Here is a 24,395-nt window from a genome sequence, read left to right on the forward strand (position 1 = left end):
AGGTCATTCATCATTTATTCGCTTTATTCACCTTGAGCTTTTTCCCTTTGACGGTTGTGTTCTTCATCACTTGGAGAACATGAGGTCCTTTCCCATTTAAAATCTCAACGTATGAGGCGTTATCCATAATCGTGATGATGCCGATGTCATCAGCTGACACACCATCAATTTTGGCAATCGTTCCTACAAAATCAACGGCTCTTATTTTCTTTTTCTTTCCGCCGTTAAAATACAGCTTCATAATGTCTTTATTCAGCTCTTCGCTTTTGTCCTTTTTGCTTTCCGGCCGGTCATTCATTTTAGCTAGAAATTCAGGTTTCTTTCTAGCCACTTCCTCTTGAGAAGGGGCCTCCATTTTTTGAATCTCAAATCCGATATATTCTTCAATGTCGGCTAAAAACCGTTTTTCGAAGGCCGCGACAAACGAAATGGCCTTTCCTTTGTTCCCTGCGCGACCTGTCCGGCCTGTGCGGTGCACGTAGCTTTCCTTTTCAAGCGGCAGATCATAGTTGATGACAAGGGAGATATTTTCAATATCAATCCCGCGCGCGGCGACATCTGTCGCGACTAGGTAACGGTACTCGCCCCGTTTAAATTCATTCATGACGTCGAATCGGTCTTCCTGAATCATTCCGCCGTGAATTTTATCGCATGGATATCCTAAGTCATCCAATTCATCGGTCAGCTGATTGACATGCTCTTTCGTTCGGCAGAAAATGATGCAGCTATCGGGATTCTCCGTCATCAGCACATCTTTCAGCAATGAAAATTTATTCTCTTCTCTTACTTGAATCACCGCATGTTCAATATTTCTTGTGGTTAGGCCGGCCGCTTTGATTTCGATATGCTCCGGGTTTTGCATATATTGACGGCTCAGCTTCTCGATATCCTGCGGCAGCGTCGCTGAAAACAGCATCGTCGTGCGCTCAGTCGGCAGATGCTTGATAATCGCCTCCACCTGCTCGATGAAGCCCATATTCAGCATCTCATCCGCTTCATCAATGACCAAATAAGAGAGACGATCCAACGGCAGCGTGCCTTTTTCAATATGATCCAGAACACGTCCCGGCGTGCCAACAACAATGTGGCTTTTTTGCTTAAGCTCGGCTTTTTGTTTATCGAAGGAGGACTTTCCAAATACGGCTGTCGCTTTGATTCGTTTAAATCGTCCGATGTTCGTGATATCCTCTTTTACTTGCACCGCAAGCTCACGGGTCGGTGTTAAAATAAGCGCCTGCGGCTTGTTTTCATCCCAATCCGCCAGCTCACAGAGAGGAATCCCGAACGAAGCCGTTTTCCCGCTTCCCGTCTGAGATTTGACGACAAGATCCTTTCGTTCAAGGGCAGCGGGGATCACGCTCTGCTGCACCTTGGTCGGTTCTGTATATCCCAGTCCTTCCAGTGCTCGTAAAATGTCATGACTGATTTGATAGTTTTTAAAATGACTCATGTATAAACTCCTGTCTCTTGCAGATGTTCTCATTATACTCTAATTGACGAAGGCGTATGTGTTTTGTCGAAAAAATGACGTGTTAAAAGCCATCGATTCCCTGACGTTTTAGCTCCTGAACAGCCAATCGCGCCAGTGCGTCGGCCCCCGCGCGGTTCGGATGCAGCGTATCTCCGTCCATATAAAGCGCGAGTGTTTTTTCCGGACCGATCGATGTAAAGTATGCCGAGCTGAGGACATTTAAGTCAATGAGGTATGTTTTTTCCTCTTCGGCCAAAGCCAAAATAGAGGCCCTGTACCATCTGTTTACAGACGAATGGATGCCTTCAGAAGTAAAATCGGTCGCCCGGCCCTGAGGCGTTGATAGGATGACGTCCGCTCCTTTCGCTTTCACCTGGCGGATCATATCACGCATCATCTCTTTAAACTCCGCTTCAGATTCATTATGCTTCGGATTTGTGTCATTAATGCCAAGCTGCAAGATAAAATAATCCCCCGGCTTGATGTACTTCAAAATCGCCTCCAACTGCCCGTCATTTCTGAATCCTCTCGCGATCTGTCCGCCAGACGCCATGTTTCTCACTTGAAAGGTGTGTTTATCGATATAGTGAGGCAGCATCTGCCCCCAGCCCGCCTGCTTGCTGCTGTTGAGCGGATAATAATTGCACACCGTCGAGTCGCCGCCGACATAAATGGTTCGGTTCGTCACCGGCTGATCAGACAATTTCTTGATTTTCAGGGCACTGAGCGTAAAAGCGGTGCCTGCCTTTCCCTCTGTCACCAGCAGATTCAGCTGCCCGTCGGTGACAGGAATTTGGAACGTATCCTCCGCGCCGTCCCCCGTCATATTGATGACCTGAAACACGCCCTCCGCCGCCACACTGGCCCTTGCCGTATTGCCAAGCATCACCTTCACCTCGTAAAGGCCGTTCGGGAGATCCACTTGAAACGTGTTATTGCTTTTCGTCCCATACGCTAAAAATTGAACCGCATCACTCTTCACACCAGTCCCGGATGCCGCCACATCCTTCATATTCTCCGGTGTTTGAAAGCCGTAGCCCTTTGACCGGTCATACCGATCAGACGCCCTGACACCAATGTAACCAGGCTCCACCGAACCGCTCCCAAAATCAAACTGATACACCTTCGGCTCCGCCGCCTTCACACTCTCATTCCCGTCAAAACACAACATCAGCATCATCACAAAAACCGCTACAATCCATTTTTTCATCAAGATTCCCTCCTCTATGAAAACGCATACATTAATGCATACTCGGTGATTGTTTCTTTATGATGACTGAAGGGAGAAAAAAATGGCGTTGGAATAAAAATGAGGGGGGAGTCTCAAGAAGGGGAAAATCAGTGTGACTTCTTGTCACACTTGATCACATCCCAACCTCCGCAATAGAAGCTTATTTGGTCTTCTTCGTCATACACATAATAACGGAGTCTTTCCCATTGATCATCAGTCGGTTCAATCTCCAACTCAACCGCATCGATGGATTCAAGGTCATCCAGCCTCGATGCACTAATGTTTTCAAACCGCAATTGAATGTCACAGGTTTGAGCAGATAGTTTTAATTCAAACACAGGAATTTGAATATAACGATCATCTTCTTTCATATAGAAAGAAAACTCGTTTAATGTAAATGGACCTGTATCCTCATCAGAAAGATGCTTTTTCAATTTCTCGTATTGTGTGATAGTCAAATGAATTCCCCCTATTCTTAGTTACCGCCAACCATATAGATGTCTACAGCATCGTATTCAAACCACATGATCCGTTCGCCTGAGTCCGTTAGACACTGGAGCTTCCCTTCTGAAAAATAACTTTTATCCGGTTGAGGATCAGTGATCAGAAAAACATCGTCATTGATGGAAGCTAGCAGAAAGAGATAACCTGCAATGTCACGGTCTGCTTTCTGTATTACGGATTCGAAACGGAATTCCCTTTTGGCCAGCTTCGTCACCTTGTAAGCATAACCTTCAAAGTACTCGGACAGGCCTTCTATAAATGAACCAGTCGTTATTACCTGTATCATGATTCGATCGTAGGCAAGCCCTTCCCAAAAACGATAAAACGACTCTGCATCTTCAAGTTCACAAGACATAACAACTTGGTGAGGCTTAAGAACGATCATGTCCAAATTGCAGATACTGCTTATAGAGGTTATTTCCATAAAATCTCCCCTTATCAGTTGGATAGCGCAACGCAAATCTCTTGCCTGACTTGTTCATACAAGAGAATGTGATGATACAGACCCTTATCGTTTTTGATCATTTCCGGAAGTATATCAGGATACAGCTCAAAAAAGCTTTTCTCCAACGAACGCCGCTGATGCCGAGGCATCCTTTTATTCGACAGCACATAATCCAAACTGCCATCAACTAGCATAAAAAACTCATAGATGTCCGTTTCAAAGCCGTACAATTCATCAGGGTACGGCATTTCTTCAAGCTCTCGCTGTCTTTTTTTCAGTTTTTGAAGCACGTTGATCCTCTCCCTCCGCAACAAACTCATTTATCTTGAAACAGGATAGGCGGATCATGATCTATCGCCTCCAACAGCTCTTCACCAAACACAGTGATTGTCAATTTCCACGGGTCTCCCAAAAGTCCCCAAGAGAAGTCCTGATGAAAAAAGAAATAATAGTCTCCATTTGGAAATACGGGAACAGGCCATTCGCCAAATTCATCCTTAGGCATTGCCTGATGAGGACTAAAGGTATATCCGTCATGCTGCCAATCTAGTGCGTACATTACTTCGTTCTTTCCAGTACATAATTGAAATCCTTTTAAAATAGAAGTCTCTAAATCACTCAGCACTCCGCTCACATCATTATGACCAGCTTTACTGCTCATCTCGCTTGAGATATCAAACACTCGATATGGATCAGGCAGGATGATGTGATGACATCTGTTTCCGGGTTTCCATTTTATGAGCTTGTTCACTTCTGACCAGATGCGGTCTTGTTTTGTCTGACTTAAAGCGCGCCAATTCATCATTCATCCCTACGCCTATTGGATATCCTGTTTATAAACACCAGAAGAGGCCACTGCGTAAACAGCGTTACTTGTCAGTTTCAGCTGTTGAACGTCTAGGGCTTCACCGTTCGAGTCACAGCATGTTATCTCTTTCATCTCTTGACTCACATCGGCAGAAATTAAATAAAGAGACGACTCGAGCTCTTCACTGTAACAATTGAACGTCCCAACCAAAAAACCTTCTTCAGATATCGCAAGCTGATAAAATGCTTCTGAGTCCGGCTCTTTATCCGACAGAATCCACACTCGTCTCACGACCGTTTCATCAAATGCGGCAATGACTGCATCTCCGTAATACAGCATATAAATCAATCCGTTTACTTCTGTAAGCCCATAACAATCAACTACAGCCGGCGCATCCATTTCTTCGAGCTTTCTATCAATGTGTATTTCCTTCTGCTGACCATCTAACGTAAGACACCACACACTATGGCCGTTGGGATTCTCATCATGATAAATCCCTTCATCACATAAACCGACCCAAAGCTGTTGTTTCTCATCCAAAAGACAGCAGGAAACCCCTGAAGGCAAGTGAAAAGCACTTTCCATCCTTCCCTCTTCTGAAAAAACCTTTACCTTCGGCTCATACGATTCGTAATAAACGAAGACATAGCCATCTGCACATTGTTGAAAGAGCAGAATATCACTGTATGCAATCTGCTCTTTCACTTTAAAATCCCGAACATCACCGGAAGGATCATAGGTTGTAATGGTGATATCACCTTGCAACCCTTTTCCAATGTAGACACGCCCCTGTGCATCGGCATGGAAAAAACAATCTTGGTTGTCCGTGTTGATGATTTTATTCATTTTTATTTTTTTCATTGGTTATGCTCCTAAATCTTATATGCATAAAAATGTTTTGTGTCAAAAGAATCGACCTTTAAAACATTGCATCTCCGTCAATGTAATTAATCCACTGTTCTATTACTTATATCTCCTAACTAATTTCTATTCTATTTAGTAATGACCCGTATATAAAAGGCTTGTTGATAAATTATAGATTATCAACAAGCCTAAATATATTATTCAAAAAGGATTAACATAACCTAATCTATTATTTCAAACATTTTTAAATTATATTTAAAATATTCTCTCTATTTACCGAACCTATTTTGATAGTCTCTGAATCTATAATTTCTATATGATACAGGACAACGTTCAGTAAGTCTCTAACAATTGTTTTTTCTGTTAAATGAACTCTGCTCAATATATCTTTTAACTCAACATCTTTTTTCACCAATATGATATTCTCATGAGCAACAATTGTATTTTCGTATTCTTCTGCTGATGTTTTCATAAAAGAAATTTTTTTATGATTAAACAAAGTATTTGTTTTTAAATTCGCAGAATATATACAATCATTACTATCCTTATTAGAAACTGAGTAAGCATACATTGCATATTGGTTACCTTCTATATTTTTCAATATATCGAATATTATATGCTCTATTGTTTTATATTCTTTTTCAATTCTATCATAGTAATTAAGAGTTGATATTTCATAAAAATAGTACATTTACTTCTCCCTTTCTATCTTTTATAAACTGTTAACCGCCATTGTGCACTGCCTCTTTTCCATTTCCCTTTATATCTAGAAAACTTATTACTTTGTAAATGATAACCATGATTATTATGTGGTGTATGCCACTCTAAAGATCTATATATAGATCTCCCGGTCTTTTTCTTTTTCGAATAGATTACTCCCCAATAACCTCTGCCTTTCTCTTTATCCCCCTTAATACGGCCTACTTTATGAATTCTATAAGGGATTTTTTTCGCGATTCTTTTTGCACCTTTTTTAATAATTGATTTAGTCCATTTCTTCGATGCATTATATCCCTTACCAACATTCCTTTTAACCCACTTACCTGGAGCGCCATTCCATGATCTTTTTACTACTTCCCATAGATATCTAGCCCAATGCCCATCAGGGTCAACATTCATCACTGGGTTATTATTTCCATAAGCATACCCATTCTGATCCAATGAGTCGCCGTCGCTGCCCGGGTCTGGGTCGAGCGATAGGAACACGCCGTTTCTTGGCTCGTAGTAGCGGGCCATGAGATAGTACAGGCCGGTTTCTTCGTCGTATTGGTAGCCTGCGTAGCGGTAGCGGTTGTCTTTTACTTCATCGCTTGCTTCGGTTTTTGTTGGATTTCCCCATGTGTCGTACTGATATTTGGCAACGGTTTTTCCAGTGCTGTCTGAGATCGCGATGACGTCGCCGTGTGCGTTGTAGTGATAGAAATATTTCTTGCCATTTTGCGTGAATGCTAGCAGTTGTCCACTATCACCGTATGTGTATGCTTTTGTGAAAGTATACACATTCAGACTGTCGCTGTAAAAATAAATTGTGTCTTTCCCGAATTAATTAAAACAGCTGTCAAATATACTTGACAGCTGTTTTTGTTTATTATTTTAGTTTAAAGATTCATCCTCCTGTTATAAGCTTATTAATCAAAATCCTAATTTTTTCATGAAATTCTAAGCATTCACTTAATTCTTGATATTTTAAAATATCACTTTTATAATTCCTAAAATGAGGATAATGTTCATAGAACGTTTTTTTTAACATTTCTCTTTGATATCTAGGAATTTTTTTATCTTCAATTATATAATTTAAACTTCCAGTTATTAAGGCAAAAAATTCATAAAATTCATCTAAAGAAGTATTTGTTTCTTCTTCAAAATCATACATATCATTTGGAAACGGACCATGTAATAATACATAATATTTTTTGAACTCATCTAATGTTTTTTGATCAATATTATATCTTTTAAAAAATTTCATCCATATTCAGGCCCTTCTATATTGTAGAAATTAAAATTAACGCTTTTTCTTTTTCTTCCATTTATTATTCACAAATGTAACTACCTTTCCACTTCTTGTGTAATAACCAGTTCTTTTTCCATTCTTAATCCTGTAACCTTTTTTTCCAGTAGCTAGTATTACTTTTTCGCGTAAATGCTTATTAGATCTATAAAATGCTCTAGCAACTTTTGTATATCTCTTTTTACTGTAAGATTTACCATTTCTCACAATATGTTTATTATGATGATAGTCCAATGACTTTCTTTTAGTTTTAAATGTTCCTTTATACCAATGTCTTGAGGTGGCCCATTTTCCGATTTTTTTTGTTAATTTTAACTTTCCACCACCTACAAATCCTGATGCGGCTGCAATTGCTACGCCTTTCCAACCCTTGCCTGATTTATAAGCTTTGTATCCATCATATACCGCAAATCCTGCATTGACAACAAACCATACCCAATGGCCGTCTGGATCGACATTCATGACCGGGTTGTTGTTTCCATAGGTATATCCGTTTTGATCTAGTGAATCTCCGTCACTGCCCGGGTCTGGGTCGAGCGATAGGAACACGCCGTTTCTTGGCTCGTAGTAGCGGGCCATGAGATAGTACAGGCCGGTTTCTTCGTCGTATTGGTAGCCTGCGTACCGGTAGCGGTTGTCTTTCACTTCGTCGCTTGCTTCGGTTTTTGTTGGATTTCCCCATGCGTCGTACTGATATTTGGCAACCGTTCTTCCGGTGCTGTCTGAGATCGCGATGACGTCGCCGTGTGCGTTGTAGTGATAGAAATATTTCTTGCCATTTTCTGTGTAGGATAACAGCTGGCCGCTGTCCCCGTACGTGTACGATTTTGTGACTTTGTTGTCCGCGTCTGTTTCATACAAGACGTTCAAGCTGTCTCCGTCGTAGAAGTAGTTCGTGACGTTTCCGTTGACGGTTTTTTGGATTCTGTTTCCTTTCTCGTCATACTTATATGTTGCGAATGGCTTGTCTTCGCCTTTTTTTGTAACGGCTGTCAGGTTATCTTCCGCATCCCACGTATATGTGAATTTGCCGTCGGATGTGCGGTTGCCGTTTTTATCGTAAGAGATGCTTTCATCATTGACTTTTGTAAGCTGGTTCATGATGTTGAAGGAAGCGTTCACCGTTTTGCTTGAGCCGTCTTTTACAGTTGTAACGGTTTTCCGGTTCCCGAATCCATCATATGTGTATTCAATGACAGTACCGTCTTCATGGGTTTCTTTGACAAGCTGATTCAGCTTCCCATACTCATATTGCACCTTGCCGCTTGCTGAGCTGTTTATCGTTGTACGATTGCCGTTGGCATCATATTCATAGCTTTCCGTCAGAATGCTTCCGCCGTTTTTGTCACCGATATGCAGCGAGCTTACAAGGTTTCTTTCGTCATATGAAAAACTTGTTCCACCGCCGTTGCCCGTAATAAAGGTTTGGACGTTGCCATTTTCATCATAATCAAATGAATAGGAAGATGTACTGTCTTTCATCTCAATCATTTGATCCAGCTTGTTATACGTAAATTGATTCGTTCCTTTTTGGTCCCCATGAGTCCACGAGAAGGTTTTCAGCTTATCGGAGTCACTAGGGTATGTCCAAGTTTGACTGCCGCCGCGGTCAGTCAATTCGGTTAAACGGTTTTTATTGTCAAATGTCCGTTTCTTTGTGGTGTTCTGCTCTTTATTAACGACCGACGTTTCATTTCCATTTTTGTCATACGTGAAATTGTACTTTTCTGTACCGTTATACGACTTTGATTTCACCCGGTCTGTTCCATCATAAGAAAGAGATACTTCGTTGCCATTCGGTGAAATGGTTTTGGTCAGATTGCTGTTGGCATCATATTCGCTTGCTAGCACATTGCCCAGAGGGTCAGTTGTTTTGACAAGCTTGCCCATCACATCATATTCGTATTGATAGGTTTGATCTGCTCCCGCCCGGATGGTTTTGCTTACCTCATTGCCTTCCTTATCATAGCTGTGAAGGATAGAAGTGCCGTTGGAGAGCGTCATGTTTGTCAGTTGGTCTGCCTGATCATACGTATAGGATGTTTTTTCACCTTTTGCATCCGTTTCAGACGTTTTCTTACCAGTTTCATCGTAATCAGTTGAAGTAGAGTATCCTAGTTCGTCCTCTTCCTTGGTCGCATAGTTACCATTACTGTCATACGTGCTTTTTGTCAGAAGGCTTCCTTCAATCAAACGGATATCATCAAACCACGCGGTTCCTGTTGCGCTCTTTTGGAACAGTATGCTGATATCGACTTTATTGATCGGCTTTGTTTTTGGTATAACAACAGCTGCGCGGTTCCATTCCTGTGTTCCAGAAGGGAATTTCGCATTGTATACGCCTGTGCTGCCGTCCGCGTAAGTGACATTAGCCTGCAGAGAATAGTCTTTTTCATCTGTGAACTTGACACTGCTTGCTTTCGACATGCCTGTCAGTGTGAGATAAACCGGTTTGTCATTTGCGCTTTGCCCTAAGACAACGGTTTGTTTTGTTACTGATCCGGCTTGGGACGCACTGGTCCGGGCAGCTTTTAATGATACTTCATCATTAAAGCCTTCTTCAGAATCAACGGATGCTCCGCTTACATTCCAGCTTTCCATTGCTGCTGTGAAACTGCTGTTTTGAACTGGGTTATAGCTTGACGATACTTCGCCTTTTTCCAGCTGGACTTCATCAAACCATGCTTTTCCTTTGCCATCTTTATCTTTATGATCGACTTCCATATACACAACGGCTTTTCCTGCATTCGCTGGAGTCGTAAAAGTGATTTGCCGTTTTGTCCAGTCATTTTTTCCGGCTAATGCACTGTATTCATTGTGAATCCATTGAATTCGTTTTTGATCTTTGTCTCGCAAATCAATGTTAAAGTAGGCTCTTGATTTCGCTAGATCCGTTTTGATTTTCCCGCTTAATGTATAGGTTGTATTCGGCTCCAGTTCAACTGTTTGAGTCGCTGAGGAATACCCGTGATCGGTTCCTGCAGACGTTGATTGGCTCAAGACTTCCAATGCCTTTGATCCGGAAAGAACTCCGCTTTTATCGGCGATGACTGAAATTTTGCCGCTGTCTTTAGAGGCAGTCAGATTCCAGCCGGATTTTTGTGCTTCAAAGCTTCCATCTTTCAAAATATTAGTTGAAGCTGATAAATCTTTGCTGGATTGAATCTGATTTCCGTATTTATCATAAACGGCTGCTGACGATGATTTTCCGCTCTGATCGGTTTCGGATACAGCATCCAGTCCGTCATAAGCAATATCCGTGACATTGCCCTCGGTATCCTTCATTTTTGTGACATCGTTGTTTTTGTTGTATTCGTATGTCTCAGTTCCATATGCGTCTTTAACCGACGTAACGTTGCCATCTTTGTCATATTGATAGCTTTCCGTTGCTTTTCCGGTGCCCACGTCGTTTGGATCGACATCTTCTACGACATTGTTGCCTTCATATTTTGTATTCGTTGTAATTTTTAGCCCTTCAGCATCATCAATGACCTGAATCGGATTTCCCGCTTCATTATAGCCATACTGTACCTTCCGGCCATTTGGCTGCGTCATGAGAAGTGTCTTTTTATCAGCATCATAGCTGTAGACATATGTTTCTTTTTTAGCGTTGATTGCTTTTTCGAGACGGTGTCCGCTATACTGATATTCGGTAAAGACAGGCTTTGCTTCGGTACTGTTGGCTGAATACTGTTTGACAAGGCGCCCTTCGCTATCGTAGTCATAGCTTGTAACAGTCCCGTCTGTATCTGTAACCTTCTTCAGCAAATCATTCTCATATGAGTAGGTGACTTTCTTGTTTTTAGGTCCGGTGATGGACGTCACATGGCCATTTTCATCATAGGTAAATGTAAGCTTGCGGCCTGATGCATCTGTAATGGCGGTCAGTTGATTTTTGTCATTGTAAGTATAGACAGTTGCATTGTTGTGGCCATCCACTACCTTTTGAAGCTTACCGCCTTTTTTATTGAAATAAGCATTGGTTTGATCCTTTGTTTTTAATATGAACTGATCAGCTGTTTCTGTTAATTCAAGATATACACCGGTCGGCGGCTGATAGGTGCCATCGGCTTTTTTCGTGAATCGATGTGTCGTAGCGTCTTCATCGATATACATTGCCCCGCCATCCGTTGAGATGACAGATGTTTCTGCATCAGCATACCAGCCTTGCCCAAATAAATGATCAGAGCTGTCAAGACTGTTGTAGGTTCTCGATAAGCCAAGTCCCGGACCGCGTCCGTCAATTGACAAATCTTCTTCATTCACAATGACATTGCCTGTCGCACCATTTAACTGGCCGCTTGGGATATCAATGATAGACCAGTATTCTTCTGTCCCAAGGAATTCTGCTCCTTCATGGAACGTTGGGTTAAAGGGCGCCGTTGGAATTGTTTCACCATTCGCATCATAGGCGACAAGCGTGAAAGAATAATTCTTCTTCCCTTTGTAATTCCCATTTGCATTGTTATAAACAGGTGATGGATCGAGGGCTAATTCCCCGCCTTTTCCATCGGTATGAAGCTTATAGCTTCCAGCTTTGATTTCCTCAGAAGTCGGCCAGATGTTTTTATTTTGGGTTGTCCAATGATCCGCGTCACCCACATCAAAGGATTGATATTCCTTACCGTTATAAATGTTAACTTTATAGCCTTTCGCATTTTGAACCTTTTCCCATATCAAATTTACATAGCCCGTTTGACTCGATTTTGTATTTGTATACAAATAGCCAGTTAAATTCTTTGGCTTAGCGATATCAGGAAGTGCCGGGTTAGCAGCCGGTGATGCAATCGCTTCGCCGTCTTTGTTGTATGCGATAATTTTAAACGAGTAATTTCTTTTGGCTCCATCTCCCCCGGCGTTTTTATAAGTTGGGCCGGGATTGATCGGCAGCTCTGCACAATTGCCGTCTTTCAGATGTAGAGCATATTTCCCAGCCTTAATTTCAGCACTTGTCGGCCAAATCTTTTTCCCTTTGGTGGTCCAAGACGTCTGATTTCCCAGATCAAGTGTCTCAAAGCCTTTCCCATTGAACACCTGAACCTTATAGCCGGTTGCACCAGATACAGCTTTCCATGAAAGATCGAAATAACCTGTGGCATTCCCATTATTGTAGCCCTTTGCTGATGGTGCTTGTGCTTTTCCTACATTAGGGATAACGGGCTTTGCCGGTGCGGACATCGCTCCTTCACCTTGGTCAAATACTGCACTGACGCCAATCCAGTAGTTTTTGCTTGTAGCATAGCTTCCGCCGGAATTCTTATAGACCGGGGATGGATCTAATGCCAATTCAGCTCCACCCTTGCCGTCCAGATGCAGTTTATATCTCTTGGAGGCAATTTCTGCGCTCGTAGGCCAGATTTTTTTCCCTTTTGTGCTCCACGACGTGACGTTGCCTGCAGAAATCGCTTGATATTCCTTACCATTGTAGATCCATACCTTATATCCTTTTGCGCCTTCAACCTTTTTCCAACTGATATCGAAATAACCTGTGGAATCGCCGTTGTGATAAGCTTTAATTGTAGGGGTGTTTCCCTTTGGTATGGTATACGTCACTTCAATATACGGTTTATTGGCGGAGTTCGCTGAAGAAATTAGTTTTTTCCAATATTCCTTGCCGTTTCCGTTTGTATGAAGCTTAAATCCATAGTTGGCCCCGCCGGAGTTCCATGACTTTACAGCAGCAGTCACGTCATAACTCGCCCACTGTCCTTTATGGACGTCGGCTTTTCCGATATTTTTAGATGCCGGTTTTGTATTCCATGTCACTTTTCCATTATCATAATTGCTGTTTACCGTATCCAGCCAAAGACCGGTTGCCTTTGTTCCATAATAGGAATGGGCTACGTATGTTTTTAATGTAGCTTTAGTGACAGTCATATTTTGAATTGGTTTTAGGTTGTTAAATTTCATGAACGCATAGTTTGTGCCTGTTGTTTTGTCATAATAGCCCGTTTTCAGTACATAGGCCTTTAAATTAGCATCCCATTTTTGTGAGGAGGCCGAATAGTTCGTCGTCGGGTAGGCACTCATGACAAACGTGTCCGATGAAACAGATAAAGAAGTTGACGGGTCGATAGATACTGGATATACGCGTTCTGGGTCTTTCAGCCAGTTCTCGTCTGCCGTAAGATGAAGCAAATACCCTTCTTCATTCTTTTCCAGCTTATAGCTGACTTTGTCTGACCGTTCAACCTCGCCGGAAAGCTCATCTAGTTTTGAATCCGTCATAAAAGGCTTAGGCACAGAAAAAACAACTTTGCCTTTTTCATCAGAAAAATCAATGGATCCATCCTCTTGCTCTTTAGCCTGCAAATCGGTTTTTAATTGAAATGTAAATGTGTTGTATCCATCATACTGATGAAGGACTAAATCTTCTTTTATGTTTTCATTGAATGTGAAAGTCTGAAGATCAATATTCGGAAAAACATCCGGATATACAATCTCATTACTGTCAGTCTTATAATCTGCTGAGGTATCTTTCGGAGTAAGTGAAGTTTTATTCTGGCCTTTCGCTTCTACAAGTGAATATGTAACCTTATGGTCATTATGCTCAAAAGTCGCATAAAGCCCGTTCTTCATTTGCTTTTGAAAATCTGAATTCAAAATAGCGTTCTCTGTCTCGACTTGTTTGCTTGTCGACTCTTTTAACTCAGGAGAAATGTCTTCCCAGTCAGCATCCGGTGTTTCCTTTGTATGAATAGGATCAAGGTATACTTCCTGTTTATAGACACCGTCACCTTCATAATAGAGCTTTGTATTTTCTGTTCTTTCTGAGGTGATCTCTCCCTCTTTGTTTATATCTTTTGGATCAAAAGGTATGGCTTCCTCAGTCTGTTCTTTCCGAGAAGTTTCTTCTGGATTATCGGCAACAATACGATTTCCATTCTCTTCTTCTGTGGTTTTTGCCAGTACATCTGCTGGCAGTAATGAAATCATTAAAGCCAACACTAAAAATGCTGCTATGAACCTTTTACAGTTTCGCCTCTTTCTTTTTTTCATTTTCTCTCTCCTTCTGTAATAAAAGTAATATTTACTCAATAATCTTAACTAGACTGAAATATTATTACAATATTTTTCTAGAAAATTTATCTTATTTTAAGGATTAACGAGAGTCTATTGACCTAAAATAAAAAAGGCCGCATAGGCCTTTTTACATTTTTTCATTATTGGATTTGTTCAATATCCGTACCTTCAGCTGCCACATTCTCCTTCCCCCGCCTCCTGACAAGCGTCAAGGCCATGCCTGCAAAGATCAGCACGATGCCGAGCGTTTGATAGAGGTCAGGGCGGAAACCTGTGAAGACGGTATCGAGCACGATCGCGACAGCGGGGTCGAGAAATACAATGATTGAAATAAATTTCGTTGATAAAAATCGCAAACTGTCAAAAAACAACAAATATACAATACCCGTATGAATAATACCGGTAGATACCACCATAATCCAGTTTCCCTGAGACAGGTCAGCAAAAGCGCCGAAATGAATAAACGGAATTAGGATGATAACCCCTAAACCCGTTTGCAGGAAGGTGGTCGTGTAAGGGCTGAGGTTTTGAATGCCTTTTCCCAATAAAGTAGTGAACGCATAAAACAGTGCGGCGAGAACGGCCCAAATGATCCCTGATCCCATCAGCTGTGTCAATGAAGTGCTGCCGTTAATCCCGGAAATCAGCGCAGTTCCCAGAAAACAGATGATAATGGAGCTGACGGAGATGACATGTAGTCTCTCTCTGTAGATGATGCTTCCCAGGAGAAGAACAAGCACCGGTGCTAGGTGATAAACGGAGATAGCAATTGTAACGGACGTTTCTTCAAAAGACTTAAATAAGAACACCCAGTTGAATACAAGAAAGAAACCGCACGCCAATGTTTGCAGCACGTCTCTCTTTCTCCATTTTTCAGTTTTATATTGGCCGGACGCCAGCCAGCAAAAGCTTAAAAATAGCGTCGCGCAAAGGCAGCGGACAAAGACCAATTCAAATGACGGCAGATTGGTATGCTCTGAGAAAAAGCCAATGGAGCCGAAAATCACCATAGAGATGACCATTTTGATTACGGCTGTTGATTTTTGTTTTGGTGTGATTGAGAGATCTTGCTGCATCAAGCGTATTCTACCTCCAGTTATGTATAGGGAAAAGCACCCCAACTGCAAGGTGCTTTTCCCTTTTTTATAGTTTCTTGCCGGCCGTCCAGCCGCCGTCTATGACAAAGTTTGAACCTGTAATAAAGTGCGCCTCATCAGAAGCCAAATACTTCATACAGGAAACAATATCACTCGGCTGCCCCCACGTATGAAGGGCATGGTTATCCTTGATCAGCTGAACCATTTCATCGTCTTGAAAATACTCTTCCGTTAATTCTGTTTGGATCACGCCCGGTGAAATGCTATTCACCCTGATCCCCTTTGATCCAAATTCCATAGCGAGCTGCTTCGTCAGTCCGATGACCGCGTGCTTGGAAGACACATAGGCAGCCCGCGCAGGCTCTGCCATCAGACCGGACACAGAGGCGATGTTGATTATACAGCCTCGTTTTCCCAGCTTTGACCACAGCCTTGCCGCATCTCGGGAAAGAATAAAGGCTGCCGTGAGATTAATGTCTATGACCTTTTTGAATGATTCTGCCGATAATTCAAGAACAGGGGTGATTTCTCTTATCCCTGCTGCATTGATCAAAATATCCGGGATCAATCGGCTTTGTTCAAGTTTTGGCATCAAAGATTCCGCCTGCTGGACATCAGACAAGTCTGCTTTTTCCATGTGAAACTCACTGTTTACTATAAATTCTGACATTTTATTCGTTTGAATATCCACTCCAACGACTCGAAAGCCTTCTGTTAGAAATTGCTTTACTGCCGAAAAGCCGATTCCGCTATTTGCCCCAGTGATCATTATATTCTTTTTCTTCATCATTTTACATTCTGCCTTTTTTCATTTTGGTAATTTGTAATAATCTGAATATTATTATTTGACAATATATTACAAATAATTTAGCATTGCACTACATCCTCTATTTTCCACATTTTCTATCATACAGGAAATTACTAAAAAAATCATCACTTTTTAAGGAGAGATTCATATGGTTCAAGTTTCAAACGTACAAAAAGAGTTGACATCCGATATTTCTAAATATGCTTCTTTTTTAAAGGAAAACGGTTATTCGTATATTCCAGCAGATTTCTACCGGCAAAAAACTACAGACGCCGCAGTCCGCAAATTACAGCTTACATATGATGCTTTGAAAGCTGACCCTAAAGGAGGCGGCCGTTACAGAGCGCATTCCCGCTACATTTTGGCTCCTCACTCCGACACTCTTGAATTAGATCCGGATAATGGATATTTCCAATCAAAAGAATATAATTATGATGATGGCGGTATCGTCAGACAATTTGAAAAAATATCAGATGAGTTTCTACAGCATCCTATTACGCAGCAAATGATACATTCAAATGTAGAAATGGCCCGCCAAACCGATTTTGTAGATTGGGAGAAAGAAGTGATCGTCGGGCTTCACCAAGTCAGATATCAAGTGACACCTGACGCGCCTTCATACAGCTCACCCATTTGGCTGCATCGTGACGATGAACCGCTTGTTTTCGTCCATCTATTTCAGCTGAGCGAGGATGCTATCGGAGGAGATAACTTAATTGCTCCATCTGTTAAGCAAATTGATAAAGTGCTGCGGCTGACAGACCCGCTTGAAACACTTGCTCTCGGGCAAAAGGTCTTTCATGCGGTTACACCGGTCGGCACTGCCAATAGAGATGGTGCGCATCGAGATATATTATTAGTTACATTTTCTAATAGATAAAAAAAGCGCCCAAGGGGCGCTTTTTCAATAAATCTATCGAACAATCAAAACCGGGCAGGTTGATAATTGAGACACTTTATGGCTGACGCTTCCAAGCATCATTTCTTTCAGGCCGCTGATCCCCCGGCTGCCAACGATGATCAGGCTGACGCCTTTCTCTTTTGCATGACTTAGTATTTCATGTGCCGGCTCGCCATTCGCATAAATGATTTCAGCTTGAACACCGTTTCCGGCTGCTTTTTCTTTTGCGTTCTCTAGGATTTTCAGGCCTTCTTTTTTAACTTCGTTCCTGATTTCATCAATAAAATGTTCAGGCACATAGACAATTCCCGTCAGAGAAGAAGTCGTGACGACGGCTTCTCTCCCCACATGAAGAATGCTTAATTCCGCTTGCTGCTCTTTGGCCAAATGCACTGCGGCATCAAGCGCTTTTTCACTCATACCTGATCCGTCAATCGCAACTAACATTTTGTTAAACATGCTCTTCCCGCCTTTCGGACTGTGGGTGGTTCATCTTTCTCTTTTATTGTCCGCCTGCTTTTCGTTATTGTCAATTGAAGCGCATGAGTTTTCAAAAAGTTGTCAGAGACTCTCTCCGTTTGTAGCGATGACCTGCTGATACCAGTTGAAGCTTTTTTTCTTGATGCGGTTTAATGTTCCGTTTCCTTCATTGTCCCGGTCCACATAAATGAAGCCGTAGCGTTTTTTCATTTCCGCAGTTGATGCGCTGACAAGGTCAATTGGCCCCCATGATGTGTATCCGATTAATTCAACGCCGTCCGCAATGGCTTCGCGCACTTCAATTAAATGATCACGCAGATAGTTGATTCTGTAATCGTCCTGAATTGTGCCGTCCTCCTCAACTTTGTCTACAGCGCCAAGGCCGTTTTCAACAATGAACAGTGGCTTCTGATAGCGGTCGTATAATGTGTTGAGCGTAATGCGCAAGCCTTTTGGGTCAATTTGCCAGCCCCATTCTGATGATTTCAGGTAAGGGTTTTTGACTCCGCCCAGCAGGTTGCCGCCTGATTTTGCAAGCTCTTCCGGATCAGTGCTCGCCGCCATCGACATGTAGTAGCTGAATCCAATGTAATCTACCGTATGTTCTTTCAAGAGCTCTTCATCGCCTTCAGCCATTTCAATTTCGATATTGTTTTCTGCCAGATAGCGTTTCATATATCCCGGGTACGCGCCTCTTGCCTGAACATCTGAGAAGAATAGTGTTTTGCGCTCATTCTCCATTGCCGCGAAGACATCCTCCGGCTTAGAGGTCATCGGATAGGTTGTCGTTGCCGCTATCATACAGCCGATTTTCGAATCAGGGATGATCTCGTGACCCGCTTTGACAGCGAGAGCACTGGCGACAAATTGGTGGTGTGCCGCCTGGTACATCGCGTTTCGTTTGTTTTCTCCTTCTTCAAAGACAAGGCCGCCTCCGGTAAACGGGGCATGGAGCACCACGTTAATTTCATTGAACGTCATCCAATACTTCACTTTGTGTTGATAGCGTTTGAAAACCGTTTTTGCATAGCGTTCATAAAACTCTATGACTTTGCGATTCTTCCAGCCGCCATACTTCTTCACTAAACCGAGCGGCATTTCATAATGAGAGATGGTTACGACAGGCTCAATATGATGCTTTAACAGCTCATCAAACAGATCATCATAGAATCTAAGACCTTCTTCATTTGGCTCCTCTTCATCGCCATTCGGAAAAATTCTCGTCCATGCTATTGATGTACGGAACGCTTTAAAACCCATTTCCGCAAACAAAGCGATATCCTCTTTATAACGATGATAAAAGTCAATCCCGGCGTGATACAGATTCAAGGAAGTCATTGATTCATCAAATGGAGACATGATCCCGTTCGGCGATACGTCAGCTGTCGAAAGCCCCTTACCGCCCTCGTTATAAGCACCCTCCACTTGGTTGGCAGCAACCGCGCCGCCCCATAAAAATCCTTCTGGAAATCGTTTTGCATTTGAACTCATATTGATCACCCCATCAGTTTTTTAAGATAAAGCAAGCAGCGCTTCTTTTGTCTGCACTTTACCGATCTCTTTCACCGGCGAAAACGAATATTGGTCTGTATTGGTCACGATCACCGGGGTAATGACGTCATATCCCGCGGCTTTGATTTGCTCCAAGTCAAAGGACACAAGCGGATCTCCCGGTGCGACCTTGTCGCCTTCTTTGACATGAGCCGTGAACCATTGTCCCTCCAGCTTAACCGTGTCCAATCCAATGTGTATGAGAATTTCAGCTCCCTGATCACTCGTAATGCCAATTGCGTGTTTTGTTTTAAAAATGGTGGTAACGCTTCCATGAACAGGCGAAACCACTTCTCCTTCTTCAGGCTCAATGGCAAATCCTTTTCCCATGATCCCAGCAGAAAACACCCCATCTTTGACTTCGCTTAAGGCTTTCACTTCTCCCTTAATCGGGCTGTGAATGATTTCTCCGCTGCCTTCATGCACTGCCGGCTGCTGGCTGCCGTCAGAAGACACATCCTCGAATCCAAGCAAATACGCAGCTGCTGTTCCCGCCACAAATGCAATCACGAGACCGAGCATCGCGTAAATAAACGTTGGCCCGATAAAGACAGGGATGCTCGGCAGTCCTGCATTCCCACCGACGATATAGGAAGCAACACCCGTCATGCCGTAAAACGCGCCACCGGCTGCACCGCCAATCAAAGCGGCCGCAAACGGTTTCTTCAAACGCATATTCACGCCGTACATCGCAGGTTCTGTGATCCCCATCAGCGCTGTGATGCTCGTGGTAAGCGCGAGTGATTTGAATTTTTTGTTTCTGGAGCGAAGGAAGACGGCAAATGATGCCCCGGCCTGCCCCATATTCGCCAAAAACATAGCCGGCAGTAAATAATCGTGTCCGTTTTGAGCGATGTTGTTGATCATAATTGGCACAAAGGCATAATGCATGCCCGTCATAATGATTAAAGAGAACGTTCCCGCCAGCAAAATCATCGCCACAAGCCCTGCATGATCAAACAAATAATTGACCCCAGAAGACAAGTATTCTCCTAAAATAGCGCCAAGCGGACCGACTGTAATCAATGTCAGCGGCACGACAATCAATAATGTCAACGTCGGAACCACAATCAATTTGAGAGACGAGTGTGTAAAACGGTCAATCCATTTTTCCACGTAGGAAGCAATCCAAATCGCCAGCAAAATCGGAATGACTGTTGACGAATAAGTGGCAGCGGTTACAGGAAGACCGATAAAGGAAATCGGTTTCCCCGCACCGAGCAGAGCTGTTAAATCCGGATGCAGAATCGCCGCCGCAATGGCAGCCGCTACGTACGGATTGCTCCCGAACTTTCTCGCCGCACTCATCGCAAGCAGGAGCGGCAGGAAGTAGAACGCGCCATCACCGACAGCCGTCAAAATGACATGAACCTGGCTCTTCTCCGCCATCCAGCCAAACGTAACTGCCAGCGCAACAAGCCCTTTGATCATCCCCGCTCCCGCAATCGCAGGCAGAATCGGAGTAAACACACCAGAAATCACATCAAAGACCGCACTCAGCACATTCTTTTTCTGAGAGGATGAACCAGCGCTCTTTTCATCACTGAGATTGCTGTGCCGCACAATCGCCTGATACACCTTCGGCACATCGTTTCCGATAATGATTTGAAACTGCTCGCCACTGATATTGGTGCCCATCACCCCCGACAGCTGCTCCAGCTGACTGCGATCTGCCTTCGCGTTGTCATGAAGATTAAAACGCAGTCTCGTCATGCAGTGAATCACGCGCTGAACATTTTCTTCCCCGCCTACGAGTTGTAATATGTCTTTCGATAATTTATCATAATCCATGTGTATACCTCCTTTTTATGGGGGGACTGCTGGATGAAAGGTGGCCGCCTTTCACCAGCTTTTTTTGTATCAACTGCCGCATCACCTCCTAAAAGAGAATAAAAAAAACCTAAACGACACAGATTGCGAGAGTCTCCTCCTGCACCTGCACCATTTAGGTTTTGCCTGCTTTCGCAGTAACAATCCTGACGGGTCGTTTTATTTGTTTGTAGGTATACTTTAGCACTAGATTTGCGAGATGTCAACGCTTTCATTTTTGGTATTGGCTAAGGCTATTACTCAATAAGGACTATTTTTTATAACGGTAAGCCATTTTGTATATTTTGTTTCTCCTTTACTAAAAAATCTTGAAACAAATTGCATAATCTATTTATATTTTTTTCATAGGAATGTAAATGCGGGTTGCATCCGTTATTAGAAGGATGATAATGAATAAAACCCTCCATATCTTCAGGGTAATTCATATCTGCATAAACTTCTGCAAGCTTGCTCAAAAGTTCAATTGCATGATCACTATACTTTGATTTTACTTCAAGAAGAATAACATATCTCCATTTTCTTTTTTCAATAGCATAGAAACTATTTTCTTCAACTCGTAATATATTCAAAATGGCTTCTTCAATATCATCCTTGTCTCCCCAAGCCAGTTTTAGAATTTCTTCTTGTTGTACACCGGGATGGTTCATCAAATATTCAACAGCATAATTCATTACTTCAATTTTGTTTATCCACCCTTGCTTCAACCCAACGTAAAGAGTTTTCCAATCGTAATTTACATGATGTACTTTGAAAGTATTTAAGGCGATTTTCAATTTTCAATTTCTAACATCCTTGCTTTCATATATGTCATTAAACAAAAATAATTCCAAGTTGCTTTTTAAATATAACCTTTACCTTTGGTTCGTTAAGGCAATTTTCATTTTCTAACGTCCTTGCTTTCATATATGTCGTTAAACAAAAGTAATTCCAAGTTGCTTTTTAAATATAACCTTTACCTTTGGTTCGTTATGAATATATATAAATAGATCAGAATTACATCTCTTTAATTGAGTAACATTTATAAACTTAGATTCAAAAACAAGCAACTCATTGAAGGTGAGACTTAGATTGCACTCCAAAGCGTATACATCCATTGTCAGAATCAGTTTAAAGCCTTTCATATCTTGGATAGAGTACATAAATATTTCTGCAAGGGGGTCACTCACCACGATTATTGGCTCGCTATCAAACAGTTCTAATAAATCATATTCATTGTAAGTAGTGAACATTTTTAAACTGCCCCTTAACTTTTTATTTGTTGTTGCTAGAAAAAGATGATAATTGTCAAAAACCTTGAAAGGTTTACTCTTCAAGGTTTTTCTTTATTATTATTTTAATGCCTGTTCTAATATGTTGATTTCATTATCTCCTACATCGTTTATAATGACACCACAAATATTGTCATCACAATCCAAACAAAATAATACGTGATTATTTTCTATAAGAGCTTCTATCTCATGAGCTGAAAATTGAATATAAACTGTCTTATCTGTTATATATACGTTTAATATTCCTTTTTCATCGATATACGTTTCATTCCGTTGTCGGTCTACGCTAAGAACAGGAACCCCTTTTATTGGTTCAATGTTTTCAATATTCCATTCTTTAGATTTATAAACACTTTCACACAGAGTTAATGTAATAGAACGAATTTCTCCTGTTTTTTGTGCAAATCCTATTTCAATTAATGATTTTTTAAAATCTCCGGTTCTCCAGTATACCGTTTTATCTTCTGATATATCCCAATTTCCAAATTCTATATTAATTGGTGTATAGACATCAAATTCTACTTTCATAGGCTTTTTATCTCTACATTCTAATGTTTTTAACATAATTTCAAATGACCTTCTAATAATAGTTTCAAATCCTATTCCCGGATGACTTTCTTGAATGGATTTTTTTCAACCCAATGGCTCTTAGACTGTACGTTCACGTATTAGAAACTTATTGATATCCGTCTAAATCATTTAATTTTTTTATAAGTATTCTTTTCCTAAATATATAAATACCTAAAGGGAACAAAAAGAAAAATACACCATATGAAAAACCAGCAATTACATATAACTCTATATCGTTAACTTGATTGGTATTTGCTAACCAGATTGTCGTGATAGTTAGAACTATTCCTGCTAGGGGCAAAACAATCTGAATGATTAATAATGATTCATTTATTTTTCTCAATAAAAATTTCTCATCTATCTTCTTCACTCTCTACAATCACCTTATGTATTTCTTCAGCTATTATTTATGGGAGTGTCAATCAAGGTTTCCTTCATTTGTTTTTCCTAATTATGTTCAAAAACAAAACCTTTTCATAAAAGAATTTAAATTTCCAATGTTTATAAACCTTTTATTTTTTATATTTAAACAGCCTCCCTTAAAAATTCTATACTTATCCTGTCAACCTTCATCTCAACATTTTTCCCAATTAAATGAGGATATTCAGAAGAATACTGATCTTCATCAGTAAGAACGATTCCTGCATAAATTGAATCTTCTTGCAAAATTCCCCTAATATAATATTGATATCCTAATCCAATCCGTTCTAATTCTTTTGTTTTTTCTTTATTTTCACGAATAACTAACTCATCCAAAATTGTAAAACCAACTAACACAGGATATTTTTTCCCTACTTCAATTTCATAAGGATAGACAGAAGAAAAACCTGTAAATTCAACCCCTTCTATTTCGAGGATCACTTCCTCTTCGATATGTGGATTAATTCCTTTAACAAGCGCTTTATATATCATAGGAGAACCTCTTTGGTTTTTATTATATTGAATGCAGATTAAAACCTTGAAAGACGTTTTGTCAATCAAGGTTTTATTATATGCTAAGACTCAAAAGCTGTTTTTTCTGGAAATACACCTCCTTCTCTTACTAAACAAACAGCTAATCTTTGCGCAGCTCGATCAAAATAAAATGTTGACGGGAGATCTTTATCAGGAATTTCTTCTAACTTTGAAAACTTCCTAGTTATTTTATTTAATTTCATTTTGCCCATAGTATTTTCGTTAGGCCCGAATTTGTATACTACTGTTTCATCATCTTCATATTCTTTTAGTAATAAAATGTATGTAGCCATTGTTTTTCTTAATTAAATTTCACAATAACTCTTTTAATATTTTTTCCGCTTTATACAATTCCTCAAGTAATGGATTTTCATAGTCATTAAAACTATCCATATAACCCCTAACCCCACCAATAATGTTAATTTCCCTAATATCTTTATTTTTCTCCAATATATCTAATGCATTTTGATATCTTTTATATAACAGTTGATATATACCATTATTTATTTCACTATTATAATCACTTTCCAGTTTACTTATTACTTTTTCTACTTGTATAGTTAATTTTTCTTTGCTATTCAA

General features: G+C 41.1%; 21 protein-coding genes and 3 pseudogenes. 1 reads left to right on the forward strand and 23 read right to left on the reverse strand.

Annotation, left to right across the window (positions count from 1 at the left end; all coding sequences use genetic code 11):
- Window positions 1-10: 10 nt before the first annotated feature.
- The 14 genes and pseudogenes from dbpA to MY9_RS19930 all read right to left on the reverse strand — a co-directional run bounded on the left by dbpA (window position 11) and on the right by MY9_RS19930 (window position 16,241).
- The gene (gene dbpA, locus MY9_RS19870; RefSeq protein ID WP_014665953.1) at window positions 11-1,450 is read right to left on the reverse strand and encodes an ATP-dependent RNA helicase DbpA; all 1,440 of its coding nucleotides are present in this window, start codon (window positions 1,448-1,450) and stop codon (window positions 11-13) included.
- Window positions 1,451-1,532: 82 nt separating this feature from the next.
- A complete protein-coding gene (locus MY9_RS19875) occupies window positions 1,533-2,681 on the reverse strand; it encodes a rhamnogalacturonan acetylesterase (protein WP_014665954.1) in 1,149 nt (382 codons plus the stop codon).
- A 350-nt stretch (window positions 2,682-3,031) separates the two neighbouring features.
- Window positions 3,032-3,160, reverse strand: a pseudogene (locus MY9_RS21990) (hypothetical protein); the annotation flags it as partial.
- 17 nt (window positions 3,161-3,177) lie between these two features.
- Window positions 3,178-3,630, reverse strand: a complete 453-nt coding sequence (locus MY9_RS19885; protein WP_041521457.1) for a hypothetical protein — start codon at window positions 3,628-3,630, stop codon at window positions 3,178-3,180.
- A 14-nt stretch (window positions 3,631-3,644) separates the two neighbouring features.
- Complete coding sequence (locus tag MY9_RS19890; protein WP_014665957.1) at window positions 3,645-3,941, reverse strand: YxiJ family protein; 297 nt, start codon at window positions 3,939-3,941, stop codon at window positions 3,645-3,647.
- Between the two features lie 26 nt (window positions 3,942-3,967).
- The gene (locus MY9_RS19895; protein ID WP_081483653.1) at window positions 3,968-4,456 is read right to left on the reverse strand and encodes a DUF2716 domain-containing protein; all 489 of its coding nucleotides are present in this window, start codon (window positions 4,454-4,456) and stop codon (window positions 3,968-3,970) included.
- 12 nt (window positions 4,457-4,468) lie between these two features.
- Window positions 4,469-4,921 carry a hypothetical protein gene (locus MY9_RS21375; RefSeq protein WP_081483693.1) on the reverse strand — a complete coding sequence of 151 codons (453 nt, stop codon included), beginning with the start codon at window positions 4,919-4,921 and terminating at the stop codon, window positions 4,469-4,471.
- A gap of 72 nt (window positions 4,922-4,993) precedes the next feature.
- Window positions 4,994-5,320 (reverse strand): annotated as a pseudogene (locus tag MY9_RS21380) (DNA-binding protein); the annotation flags it as partial.
- Window positions 5,321-5,567: 247 nt separating this feature from the next.
- Window positions 5,568-6,014, reverse strand: coding sequence for a hypothetical protein (locus tag MY9_RS19905; RefSeq protein WP_014665961.1), 447 nt, complete (start codon window positions 6,012-6,014; stop codon window positions 5,568-5,570).
- Window positions 6,015-6,028: 14 nt separating this feature from the next.
- Window positions 6,029-6,862, reverse strand: a pseudogene (locus tag MY9_RS19910) (RHS repeat-associated core domain-containing protein); the annotation flags it as partial.
- 67 nt (window positions 6,863-6,929) lie between these two features.
- A complete protein-coding gene (locus tag MY9_RS19915) occupies window positions 6,930-7,289 on the reverse strand; it encodes an immunity protein WapI (RefSeq protein WP_014481370.1) in 360 nt (119 codons plus the stop codon).
- 36 nt (window positions 7,290-7,325) lie between these two features.
- Window positions 7,326-14,330 carry a tRNA nuclease WapA gene (wapA, locus tag MY9_RS19920; RefSeq protein WP_014665963.1) on the reverse strand — a complete coding sequence of 2,335 codons (7,005 nt, stop codon included), beginning with the start codon at window positions 14,328-14,330 and terminating at the stop codon, window positions 7,326-7,328.
- Window positions 14,331-14,494: 164 nt separating this feature from the next.
- Entirely contained in the window at window positions 14,495-15,430 is a 936-nt protein-coding gene (locus MY9_RS19925; protein ID WP_014665964.1) for a DMT family transporter, read from the reverse strand.
- Window positions 15,431-15,497: 67 nt separating this feature from the next.
- A complete protein-coding gene (locus MY9_RS19930; protein WP_014665965.1) occupies window positions 15,498-16,241 on the reverse strand; it encodes an SDR family NAD(P)-dependent oxidoreductase in 744 nt (247 codons plus the stop codon).
- A 166-nt stretch (window positions 16,242-16,407) separates the two neighbouring features.
- On the opposite strand from MY9_RS19930, the gene MY9_RS19935 reads away from it, so the two are divergent.
- Entirely contained in the window at window positions 16,408-17,139 is a 732-nt protein-coding gene (locus MY9_RS19935; RefSeq protein WP_014665966.1) for a 2OG-Fe dioxygenase family protein, read from the forward strand.
- A 33-nt stretch (window positions 17,140-17,172) separates the two neighbouring features.
- Here MY9_RS19935 and MY9_RS19940 read toward each other — a convergent pair whose 3' ends face one another.
- The 9 genes from MY9_RS19940 to MY9_RS19985 all read right to left on the reverse strand — a co-directional run bounded on the left by MY9_RS19940 (window position 17,173) and on the right by MY9_RS19985 (window position 24,395).
- Complete coding sequence (locus tag MY9_RS19940; RefSeq protein ID WP_014665967.1) at window positions 17,173-17,619, reverse strand: universal stress protein; 447 nt, start codon at window positions 17,617-17,619, stop codon at window positions 17,173-17,175.
- Between the two features lie 102 nt (window positions 17,620-17,721).
- Entirely contained in the window at window positions 17,722-19,131 is a 1,410-nt protein-coding gene (gene bglH, locus MY9_RS21745; RefSeq protein WP_014665968.1) for an aryl-phospho-beta-d-glucosidase, read from the reverse strand.
- 21 nt (window positions 19,132-19,152) lie between these two features.
- Window positions 19,153-20,982 (reverse strand): PTS beta-glucoside transporter subunit IIABC, encoded by a 1,830-nt coding sequence (gene bglP, locus MY9_RS21750; RefSeq protein WP_014665969.1) that lies wholly within the window; start codon window positions 20,980-20,982, stop codon window positions 19,153-19,155.
- 296 nt (window positions 20,983-21,278) lie between these two features.
- Window positions 21,279-21,794 (reverse strand): DUF2247 family protein, encoded by a 516-nt coding sequence (locus MY9_RS21390; protein ID WP_237711711.1) that lies wholly within the window; start codon window positions 21,792-21,794, stop codon window positions 21,279-21,281.
- A 555-nt stretch (window positions 21,795-22,349) separates the two neighbouring features.
- Window positions 22,350-22,853 carry a hypothetical protein gene (locus MY9_RS19965; RefSeq protein ID WP_041521459.1) on the reverse strand — a complete coding sequence of 168 codons (504 nt, stop codon included), beginning with the start codon at window positions 22,851-22,853 and terminating at the stop codon, window positions 22,350-22,352.
- 112 nt (window positions 22,854-22,965) lie between these two features.
- Window positions 22,966-23,229 (reverse strand): hypothetical protein, encoded by a 264-nt coding sequence (locus MY9_RS19970; RefSeq protein ID WP_014665973.1) that lies wholly within the window; start codon window positions 23,227-23,229, stop codon window positions 22,966-22,968.
- Between the two features lie 155 nt (window positions 23,230-23,384).
- A complete protein-coding gene (locus MY9_RS19975) occupies window positions 23,385-23,771 on the reverse strand; it encodes a hypothetical protein (protein ID WP_014665974.1) in 387 nt (128 codons plus the stop codon).
- Between the two features lie 83 nt (window positions 23,772-23,854).
- Window positions 23,855-24,106, reverse strand: a complete 252-nt coding sequence (locus MY9_RS21395; protein ID WP_014665975.1) for a hypothetical protein — start codon at window positions 24,104-24,106, stop codon at window positions 23,855-23,857.
- A 19-nt stretch (window positions 24,107-24,125) separates the two neighbouring features.
- Window positions 24,126-24,395 carry a hypothetical protein gene (locus MY9_RS19985; protein WP_014665976.1) on the reverse strand — a complete coding sequence of 90 codons (270 nt, stop codon included), beginning with the start codon at window positions 24,393-24,395 and terminating at the stop codon, window positions 24,126-24,128.

This window comes from Bacillus sp. JS, assembly GCF_000259365.1.
In the GTDB taxonomy this organism is placed as follows: Bacteria; Bacillota; Bacilli; order Bacillales; family Bacillaceae; genus Bacillus; species Bacillus stercoris.

Excerpts from the sequence above, each read along its gene's own strand:
- dbpA (WP_014665953.1), bottom strand. The coding sequence starts at position 1,450 with ATGAGTCATTTTAAAAACTATCAAATCAGTCATGACATTTTACGAGCA.
- MY9_RS19875 (WP_014665954.1), bottom strand. The coding sequence starts at position 2,681 with ATGAAAAAATGGATTGTAGCGGTTTTTGTGATGATGCTGATGTTGTGT.
- MY9_RS19885 (WP_041521457.1), bottom strand. The coding sequence starts at position 3,630 with ATGGAAATAACCTCTATAAGCAGTATCTGCAATTTGGACATGATCGTT.
- MY9_RS19895 (WP_081483653.1), bottom strand. The coding sequence starts at position 4,456 with ATGATGAATTGGCGCGCTTTAAGTCAGACAAAACAAGACCGCATCTGG.
- MY9_RS19905 (WP_014665961.1), bottom strand. The coding sequence starts at position 6,014 with ATGTACTATTTTTATGAAATATCAACTCTTAATTACTATGATAGAATT.
- MY9_RS19915 (WP_014481370.1), bottom strand. The coding sequence starts at position 7,289 with ATGAAATTTTTTAAAAGATATAATATTGATCAAAAAACATTAGATGAG.
- wapA (WP_014665963.1), bottom strand. The coding sequence starts at position 14,330 with ATGAAAAAAAGAAAGAGGCGAAACTGTAAAAGGTTCATAGCAGCATTT.
- MY9_RS19925 (WP_014665964.1), bottom strand. The coding sequence starts at position 15,430 with ATGCAGCAAGATCTCTCAATCACACCAAAACAAAAATCAACAGCCGTA.
- MY9_RS19930 (WP_014665965.1), bottom strand. The coding sequence starts at position 16,241 with ATGATGAAGAAAAAGAATATAATGATCACTGGGGCAAATAGCGGAATC.
- MY9_RS19935 (WP_014665966.1), top strand. The coding sequence starts at position 16,408 with ATGGTTCAAGTTTCAAACGTACAAAAAGAGTTGACATCCGATATTTCT.
- MY9_RS19940 (WP_014665967.1), bottom strand. The coding sequence starts at position 17,619 with ATGTTTAACAAAATGTTAGTTGCGATTGACGGATCAGGTATGAGTGAA.
- bglH (WP_014665968.1), bottom strand. The coding sequence starts at position 19,131 with ATGAGTTCAAATGCAAAACGATTTCCAGAAGGATTTTTATGGGGCGGC.
- bglP (WP_014665969.1), bottom strand. The coding sequence starts at position 20,982 with ATGGATTATGATAAATTATCGAAAGACATATTACAACTCGTAGGCGGG.
- MY9_RS19965 (WP_041521459.1), bottom strand. The coding sequence starts at position 22,853 with ATGTTAAAAACATTAGAATGTAGAGATAAAAAGCCTATGAAAGTAGAA.
- MY9_RS19975 (WP_014665974.1), bottom strand. The coding sequence starts at position 23,771 with ATGATATATAAAGCGCTTGTTAAAGGAATTAATCCACATATCGAAGAG.
- MY9_RS21395 (WP_014665975.1), bottom strand. The coding sequence starts at position 24,106 with ATGGCTACATACATTTTATTACTAAAAGAATATGAAGATGATGAAACA.